General features: G+C 67.1%; 9 protein-coding genes and 1 pseudogene. 3 read left to right on the top strand and 7 right to left on the bottom strand.

Features of this window, described 5'->3' with window-relative positions; all coding sequences use genetic code 11:
• From WAZ62_RS02160 to erpA, 7 genes are all read right to left on the bottom strand, one after another.
• On the bottom strand, positions 1 to 650 hold a 650-nt coding region (locus WAZ62_RS02160), incomplete at its 3' end, for a hypothetical protein (RefSeq protein WP_422641891.1).
• On the bottom strand, positions 647 to 2,002 hold the full coding sequence (locus WAZ62_RS02165) for an ATP-binding protein (protein ID WP_422641892.1): 1,356 nt from the start codon (positions 2,000 to 2,002) through the stop codon (positions 647 to 649). The genes WAZ62_RS02165 and WAZ62_RS02160, both read right to left, overlap by 4 nt.
• Complete coding sequence (locus WAZ62_RS02170; protein ID WP_422641893.1) at positions 1,990 to 2,682, bottom strand: response regulator; 693 nt, start codon at positions 2,680 to 2,682, stop codon at positions 1,990 to 1,992. The genes WAZ62_RS02165 and WAZ62_RS02170 overlap by 13 nt, the downstream gene beginning before the upstream one ends.
• A 4-nt stretch (positions 2,683 to 2,686) precedes the next feature.
• Positions 2,687 to 3,184, bottom strand: coding sequence for a MarR family winged helix-turn-helix transcriptional regulator (locus WAZ62_RS02175; protein ID WP_422641899.1), 498 nt, complete (start codon positions 3,182 to 3,184; stop codon positions 2,687 to 2,689).
• Positions 3,185 to 3,321: 137 nt separating this feature from the next.
• Entirely contained in the window at positions 3,322 to 3,777 is a 456-nt protein-coding gene (locus WAZ62_RS02180) for a GFA family protein (RefSeq protein ID WP_422641894.1), read from the bottom strand.
• A 1-nt stretch (position 3,778) separates the two neighbouring features.
• On the bottom strand, positions 3,779 to 4,546 hold the full coding sequence (gene xth / locus WAZ62_RS02185; protein ID WP_422641895.1) for an exodeoxyribonuclease III: 768 nt from the start codon (positions 4,544 to 4,546) through the stop codon (positions 3,779 to 3,781).
• Between the two features lie 6 nt (positions 4,547 to 4,552).
• On the bottom strand, positions 4,553 to 4,942 hold the full coding sequence (erpA, locus tag WAZ62_RS02190) for an iron-sulfur cluster insertion protein ErpA (RefSeq protein ID WP_422641896.1): 390 nt from the start codon (positions 4,940 to 4,942) through the stop codon (positions 4,553 to 4,555).
• A 128-nt stretch (positions 4,943 to 5,070) separates the two neighbouring features.
• On the opposite strand from erpA, the gene WAZ62_RS02195 reads away from it, so the two are divergent.
• From WAZ62_RS02195 to WAZ62_RS02205, 3 genes and pseudogenes are all read left to right on the top strand, one after another.
• A complete protein-coding gene (locus WAZ62_RS02195) occupies positions 5,071 to 6,255 on the top strand; it encodes a deoxyguanosinetriphosphate triphosphohydrolase (RefSeq protein WP_422641897.1) in 1,185 nt (394 codons plus the stop codon).
• Positions 6,252 to 8,012 carry an arginine--tRNA ligase gene (gene argS, locus WAZ62_RS02200; RefSeq protein WP_422641898.1) on the top strand — a complete coding sequence of 587 codons (1,761 nt, stop codon included), beginning with the start codon at positions 6,252 to 6,254 and terminating at the stop codon, positions 8,010 to 8,012. Before WAZ62_RS02195 ends, argS begins: the two co-directional genes overlap by 4 nt.
• Positions 8,012 to 8,353 (top strand): annotated as a pseudogene (locus tag WAZ62_RS02205) (hypothetical protein); the annotation flags it as partial. The gene argS and the pseudogene WAZ62_RS02205, both read left to right, overlap by 1 nt.

Below are 8,353 nucleotides of genomic sequence, written 5' to 3' on the forward strand. Positions count from 1 at the left end.
GCCGTATCGGGGGCGGTCACGGCCGGCGCCGAAGGGGCTTCGCCCGCGAGGCGGGCAAGGGCCGCCCGGAATGCCTCGTCGCCACCCTCGGGCAAGGCCATGGAAGCCGCGAGGCGGACACCGCCGATGGTCATGGCGATGGCGGCGCTGCGATCGGTGGTCAGCCGCTGCCGAAGGCTGCCGTCCGCATCGTCGATCTGGCAACCCATGCGATCGAAGGCGAGGGGCTTTGGCCCCTCCGATGGGGTGGCGGTTCGCTGCGGTGGGATCACCAGCCGGGTGCAGCGCCCCTCGATCCGGGCACCGGAAGCAAGGCTCAACTGATAGGACGCGCCGGCGGCGAGGACGGCGGCATTGCCGGCGAAACGCGCCGTGAGAGCGGCGAGACGGTCTTTCGGCACCGCCATGTCGAAGGTGACCGAGGGGCCGCGCAGGGCAAGGCCGTCCGCGCTTCGAACTTCGGTCCAGAATTTGATGGCGGCGCCTTCGGCTGGCCGCGCGGACGCGGCGCAGGCACCGCCCGGCACCACCTTGCCGTCAAGGATGGCCGAGGTCGTGGTGCAGGCCACCTGCCAGCCCTCGGATTGCGCCCGTGCCGGCAATCCTGCGGACAGCAGCAGCAGGAGAAGGACGGGCCGCATCGCGATCATGCCGGCAGCCGGATGCGGGCGCGAAGACCGCCCATGGGGGCGGTTTCCAGGAAAATGTCGCCGCCATGGCTGCGGGCGACATCGCGGGCGATGGCAAGGCCGAGGCCAACGCCGGCATCGGTCGGGCTGCGCGCGGCGTCGAGGCGGACGAAGGGCCGGAAGGCATCTTCGCGCCTCGTCTCGGGAATGCCCGGGCCATCGTCATCGACGATGATCTCGATCCAGCGGTCGCTCGATCCCATGGAAACGCGGACATGGCCGGCGTGGCGCTGGGCGTTGTCGATCAGATTGGTCAGGCAGCGTTTCAGGGCCTGACGTCGGACCATGACCGTCAGCGTCTCCAGCACCGGCATCTCGACGGGGGCGCGGCGGTGGCCGGCATTGGCGGCGGTGACCGCCTCGCCGATCAGGGCGGCGACATCGACTTCCGCCGGCTGTTCGCCTTCCTGGCCCCGGGCGAAGGCGAGGAATTCCTCGATCATCCGTTCCAGATCCACGACATCGCTGGTGAGTTCCTCCGCGTCCTCGCCCCCGCCCATCATGGCGAGGCGCAGTTTCATGCGGGTGAGGGGGGTGCGCAGGTCGTGGCTGATGCCGGCCAGCATTTCCGTGCGCTGGCGCAGGTGGCGCTCGATCCGCTGGCGCATGGCGATGAAGGCGGCGGCGGCCCGCCGGACCTCCCGCGCGCCGGACGGCTTGAAGTCACCGATGGGCTGTCCCTTGCCGAAGGCTTCCGCCGCCTCGGTCAGGCGGACGATGGGACGGATCTGGTTGCGCAGGAACAGGACGGCGACGGTCAGCAGCAGGACGGACAGGCCGACCATCCAGAAGAACAGCAATTCGTTGGTCGAGGTGGTGATGCGCTTCAGGGGCAGCGAGACCTGCAACACCCCCTCGCCGAGATCGAAGGCGAGATGGATGTCGTCGGCGTCGGAAGCGGCGTCGATGATCACCGGCAGGCCGACGACCCGGGTCAGCTCGGTGCGCAACACCCGCTCCAGGATGGGGTAGCGCACCTCGACCGGCGGCGGCAGTTCCGCCCCGGACTGATAGGACACGGCAAGTTGCATCGATTGGCGGGCGCGAACGACGATCCGCTCGTTGTTCGCGCCCGGCCCGATGTCCAGCTCGGCGATGACATAGGAAATATCGCCCGCGACGGCGTTGCAGAAACGCCGGGTCACCAGTTCCCAATGGCGGTCGATGAAGATGAACGACAGGATCGACTGCGACAGCAGCACGGGCGCGACGATGATGATCAACGCCCGGGCGAACAGGTTCTTGGGCAGGATCTGGCGGATGTACCGGCCCAGACGGTCCAGGGGATCGATCGGCCGGGTCAGTTCAGCCACAGCACGTAACCCTTGCCGCGCACGGTCTGCAGATGGTTCGGCGCCTTGGGATCATCCTCGATCTTGCGGCGCAGGCGCGTCACCTGCACGTCGATCGTCCGCTCCTGGGTCTGGCCGGTGGCGATGGCCAGTTCCTCGCGGCTGATCGGCTGGCCCGGCTTCTCGGCGAGAAGGCGGATCAGCTTCAATTCGCCCGAGGTCAGGCGCACGGTCTCGCTGCCCCGCTGCAACTGGCCGCGATTGAGGTCGAGGCGCCAGGCGCCGAGATTGATCACCTCGGACGAGCCGGGGGTCGGCGGCGGCGGCGCATGACGGCGCAGGATCGCCTGAATGCGCAGCACGAGTTCGCGGGGCTCGAAGGGTTTGGGCAGATAATCGTCCGCCCCGGCCTCGAGGCCGGCGATGCGGTCGTCCGGCTGGCCCCGCGCGGTCAGCAGAAGAACGGGCAGATCCGCGTCCTCGCGCAGGCGCCGGGTCAGGGATATGCCGTCTTCGCCGGGCATCATGACGTCGAGAATGACCAGATCGAAGGCGATGGCCTCGACCTGCCGGCTCGCTTCCTCGGCATCGCCCGCTGTCGAGACGCGGAAGCCCTGATCGGTCAGATATTTCGCGAGCAGGGCGCGCAGGCGGGCATCGTCGTCGACGACGAGAAGATGGGCCGGGGCGATGTCGCTCATGGCGTCAGTCCTTGTCGACCGAGGCGAGGACGGTTTCGCGGTCGGCTTCGTCGACGAGGCCGATCAGCACCTTGCGGAAGCCGGCGACCGCTTCCGCCCCGGCCTCGCGGTAGGCCTTGGTGACCCTTGCGCGCTGGAGGCCGGACAATTGCCGCTCCAGCTCGATGCCCTTGTCGGTCAGGGACAGCAGGCGCTGGCGGCGGTCGCGGGTGCCTTGGGTCTGCACGACGAGGCCTTCCTCGATCAGCTGGGACAGCACGCGGGACAGGCTCTGCTTGGTGATGCGCAGGATGCCCAGCAATTCGTTGACGGTCATGCCCGGGCGCCGGTGAACGAAGTGGACGACGCGGTGGTGCGCCCGTCCCATGCCGTGGCGGGACAGGATCGCGTCGGCGTCCGAGGTGAAATCGCGATAGGCGAAAAACAGAAGCTCGATACCCTGCCGGATCTCCTCGTCACGCAGGAACAGGGGATTGGGGCGGGCTTGTTGCTGGCTGTTCATGGGAGTCGCGATCTTCGCCAAGGGGTCCCCGCATCCTGCCCTCTCGCCGGGAATGCGCAAGATGCTTCGGGATATATGTCAGTATATCTGACGTATTTGGGGAAGGAAAGGCGCCAGATGTGGGCGCCGGGCGTTCGCTACACGCCGTCGGGCACCGTATCGACTCCCCATTCGGCATAATGGGGGATCTTGTCGTCACCCAGCACGATCCAGGGCAGTTGTTTGGAGACCCAGGTGTGGTATTCGGGCGAGATTTGCGATGGATCGTCGAGGGTCGCGCAGGTGAAATCGATCTCGTCCGACAGTTCGACGAAGCGGAAGGTGAGCTGGCTGCCGCAGCGGGCGCAGAACTGCCGGCGCGAACGGGGCGACCAGGCATATTCCGTCACCCTTCCCTCCAGCGTGAAGGCGACGCGGGGCACCGTCGCCCAGGTGACGAAGGCGGCGCCCGCGGCCTTGCGGCACAGGGTGCAATGGCAATGGCTGACGGAGGTCGGCGGCGCCGTGATCCGGTAGCGCACCGCCCCACACAGGCAGGAGCCGGTCAGCGGATCCTCGGCGGTGACCGGGCGGGCGGGGGCGTCGCCGCTCATGTCAGAGGTCCAGCTCGCACCAGACCGGGGTATGGTCGGACGGCCTTTCCTTCTCGCGCGGGGCCTTGTCGACCCCTGCGTCGATCAGATGGTCGGCCGCCTGGGGTGAGAGCAGCAGGTGATCGATGCGCAGGCCATTGTTCCGCTCGAGCGCCCGGCCCTGATAATCCCAATAGGTATAGCGCCGGGGACCGGGATCGATCGCCATCAGCGCATCGGTCAGGCCGAGGTTCAGCAAGCGGCGGAAGGCGGCGCGGCTTTCCGGCTGGCACAGGGCGTCGTCGCGGAAGGCGGCGGGATCGTAGCAGTCGCCATCGGTCGGGCAGACATTGTAATCCCCCGCCAGCACCAGCGGCTCCTCGAGCGTAAGAAGGCTGGCGGCCTGATCGCGCAGCCGTGCCATCCAGCGCAGCTTGTAGGGAAATTTCTCGGTGTCGATCGGATTGCCGTTCGGCAGGTAGATCGAGGCGACGCGGAGCTTGCCGCCGATCAGCGCCTGAAGGTAGCGGGCCTGCTCGTCCTCCTCCTCGCCGGGGAGGCGGCTTACCTCGACCTCGATCGACTCCCTGGCCAGGATCGCGACGCCGTTATAGGTCTTCTGGCCGACGAAGCGGACGTTGTAACCCGCGTCCTCGACCTCCTCGGTCGGCATCTCGATCGTCTTCAGCTCCTGAAGACAGACGACATCGGGTCCGGCCTCGCGCAGCCAGTCGACCAGATTGGCCATCCTCGCCTTGACCGAATTAACGTTGAAACTGGCGATCCTCATCGACGATCAGACGGCGAAGGACGAGCCGCAGCCGCAGGACGAGGTGGCATTGGGATTCTTCACCTGGAAGGAGGCGCCCATCAGATCCTCGACGAAATCGATGACCGAGCCGGCCAGAAGGTCGAGCGACACGCCGTCGATGCGCACGATGGCGCCATTCTTTTCGATCAGAAGGTCGTCGTCCTGCGTCTCCCGGTCGAAATCGAAATTATACTGGAAGCCCGAACAGCCGCCGCCGGTGACGGCGATGCGCAGGAACTGGTCCGGCTGATTCTCCTCGCGCAGCAGGAAGGCGATACGCGCGGCCGCGCTGTCGGTCAGGCCGACGCTGCGCTCCGCGACGGGCGGGGCAGGGGGGGCGGCATCGGCGCCGCTGGCGGCATGGGTCGCGGACATGGCTGAACTCCTGACCGAAGGGGACGATCTTGCCCTCAAACATAGGAGCATGGTGGAACAAGTCAATTTGCCCCCGGCGCGGTGCAGCCTTTCTTGATGCGCAACGGACGGACCTGTAGGTTGCGGCCATGACCGACGCCCGCGCCCCCTATGCGAGCGACCCGCGCCGCAGTCGCGGCCGCCGCACCCCGGAACCCGACAGCCCGACCCGCAGCCCCTTTCAGCGCGATCGGGATCGGATCATCCATTCGGGCGCCTTCCGCCGGTTGCAATACAAGACCCAGGTCTTCGTCTATCAGGAAGGCGATCATTACCGCACGCGCCTGACCCACAGCCTGGAAGTGGCGCAGATCGCCCGTTCCATCTGCCGGGTGCTGCGTCTCGACGAGGATCTGGGGGAGGCGCTGGCCCTTGCCCACGACCTTGGCCATACCTGCTTCGGCCATGCCGGCGAAGACGCGCTCGACCGCTGCATGCAGCCCTTCGGCGGCTTCGATCACAATGCCCAGACCCTGCGCATCCTGACCAAGCTGGAAAAGCGATTCGCGGAATTCGACGGCTTGAACCTGACCTGGGAGGCGCTGGAAGGCGTCGTGAAGCACAATGGGCCGCTGGTTCATGCCGACGGGCGCCCCTTGAAGGATGCGCCGCTGCCGGTCGCTATCATCGAATACATGGCCGAGCAGGACCTGGAGCTTTCGACCCATGCCGGGCCGGAGGCGCAGGTCGCCGCCCTCGCCGACGACATCGCCTATAACAATCACGATCTCGACGATGGCCTGCGCGCCGGCCTGTTCCGCCTCGAGGATATCCGCGACCTGCCGCTGGTCGGCGAGGTTCTGCGCGGGATCGAGGCGAAATATCCCGGCATCGGCCGCGAGCGGACGGCCCATGAAACCGTGCGCGCCCTGATCGGCCGCATGATCAACGACGTGCTGACCGAGACGAAGGCGCGCCTCGAGGCGCTGAATCCCGCCTCGGTCGAGGATATAAGGCACCATCACCGCCCGGTCGTCGCCTTCTCGGAAAAGATGGTCGACGAGGATCGGGCATTGAAGGCTTTCCTCTGGAGCCGTATGTATCGCCACGACCGGGTGAACCGCATGACCTCCAAGGCGAGGCGATGCGTCCGGGACCTGTTCGAGCTGCTGCTCGCCGAACCCCAGTGCCTGCCCGGCGACTGGGCGCGGCGGGCGGAGGGGCCGGGCACGCCCCGCACCGCCCGACTTGTGGCCGACTTCATCGCCGGCATGACCGATCGCTTCGCGATCGAGGAACATGCGCGGCTCTTCGACATCAGCGTAATGACATGACCCATTTCTTCGACCAGCTCGCCGACGACCTCAAGGGCAGGCTTTCCGCCCTTGCCGCCGCCGGCACCATTCCCGCCCTGCCCGAGACCCTGGGAGGCGTGGTGATCGAGCCGACCCGCGACCCCGCGCACGGCGATGTCGCGACCAACGCCGCACTCGCCCTGTCGAAGGTGCTGGGGCTCAAGCCGCAGGTGCTGGGCCAGCAGATCGCCGAGGCGATGCGCGGCCATCCCGCCGTGGTCGAGGCCAGCGTCGCCGGTCCCGGTTTCGTCAACCTGCGCCTGTCGGACGGTTTCTGGCGCGACCAGCTCGCCGCCATCCTCGCCGCCGGCTCCACGTTCGGCGCGTCGGACAAGGGGCAGGGGCAGAAGGTCAATGTCGAATATGTCTCGGCCAATCCGACCGGGCCGCTGCATGTCGGCCATTGCCGGGGCGCGGTGTTCGGCGATGCGCTGGCCGCGCTCCTCGAGAAGATCGGCTATGCCGTCACCCGCGAATATTACATCAACGATGCCGGCGGCCAGGTCGACACGCTGGCCCGCTCCGCCCATCTGCGCTATCGCGAAGCCCATGGCGAGGATATCGGCGAGATCCCCGAGGGGCTCTACCCCGGCGATTACCTCGTGCCCGTGGGCGAGGGTCTCAAGGAAAAATTCGGCGACCGCTTCCTGAACCAGCCGGAAGAGATCTGGCTGAAGCCGGTGAAGGACTTCGCCATCGCCGCCATGATGGTCATGGTGCGCGAGGACCTGGAAGCCCTGAACATCAAGCAGGATGTCTTCTTCTCGGAATACAGCCTGCATACGTCTGGCCGGATCGACGAGGCGTTGCAGGTCCTGGTCGACAAGGGCCTGATCTATGAAGGCGTGCTCGAAGCCCCCAAGGGCAAGCAGCCGGACGATTGGGAACCGCGGCCCCAGACCCTGTTCAAGGCCAGCGAATTCGGCGACGACACCGACCGCGCCCTGAAGAAATCGAATGGCGCCTGGACCTATTTCGCCGCCGACATCGCCTATCACCTCGACAAGTACCGCCGGGGCTTCAGGCGCCAGATCGACGTCTGGGGCGCCGACCACGGCGGCTACATCAAGCGGATGCGCGCGGCGGTCAAGGCGATCTCGGGCGGGGAAGCCGAACTCGACGTGAAGATCTGCCAGCTCGTCAAGCTGACCCGGGGCGGCGAACCGGTGAAGATGTCCAAGCGCTCGGGCAGTTTCGTCACCTTGCGCGATGTCGTCGACGAGGTGGGCAAGGATGTCGTCCGCTTCATGATGCTGACGCGGAAGAACGACGCCCCGATCGATTTCGATTTCGACAAGGTGACCGAGCAGTCCAAGGACAATCCGGTCTTCTACGTCCAGTACGCCCATGCCCGCGCCCGTTCGGTGCTGCGCAACGCCGCCGTCGAAATCCCCGGCCTCGACACCGGCCGGGCCTCGCTGGCCGACGCGTCGCTCGAGCGGATCGCGACCGTCGACGAACTCGCCCTGGTCAAGCTCATGGCCGCTTTCCCCCGCCAGCTCGAAGCGGCGGCCGAGGCGCATGAGCCGCATCGCGTCGCCTTCGCGCTCTATGATCTCGCCGCCGGCTTCCATGGCCTGTGGAACAAGGGCAAGGACGATCCGTCGCTGCGTTTCATTCACAAGGATGACCCCGCGCTGACCCTGGCGCGGCTCGCCCTGCTGCAGGCGGTGTGCGACGTGATCGCCTCCGGCCTTGGTATTCTCGGCGTGACCCCGGTCGAGGAGATGCGTTGATGCCTGGCAATCAGCCTCAGGATCCCTATTCGCCCGACCCCTACGGCCAGGGGCCCTATCGCCCCGCGCCCTCGGCGGAACGGCTGGTGCCGCCTTCGACCTCGGATGATGGCGGCGGGCTGAAGATCGGCCGGCTGGTGCTGATGGGCCTGGCCGGTGGCGCCCTTCTGTATCTGGTGCTGTCGCTGTTTACCGGCGGCGACGGGCCGGCGCCGACCGATGCCGCCAGCGTGCCCCTGGTGCGGGCCGACCCCGCTCCGGCCAAGGTCCCGCCGGACGAGCCGGGCGGCCTCGAAGTGCCGGATCAGGACAAGCTGATCTTCAACCGTATCGGTGAAGGC

The organism is Zavarzinia sp. (assembly GCF_049306435.1).
In the GTDB taxonomy this organism is placed as follows: domain Bacteria; phylum Pseudomonadota; class Alphaproteobacteria; order Zavarziniales; family Zavarziniaceae; genus Zavarzinia.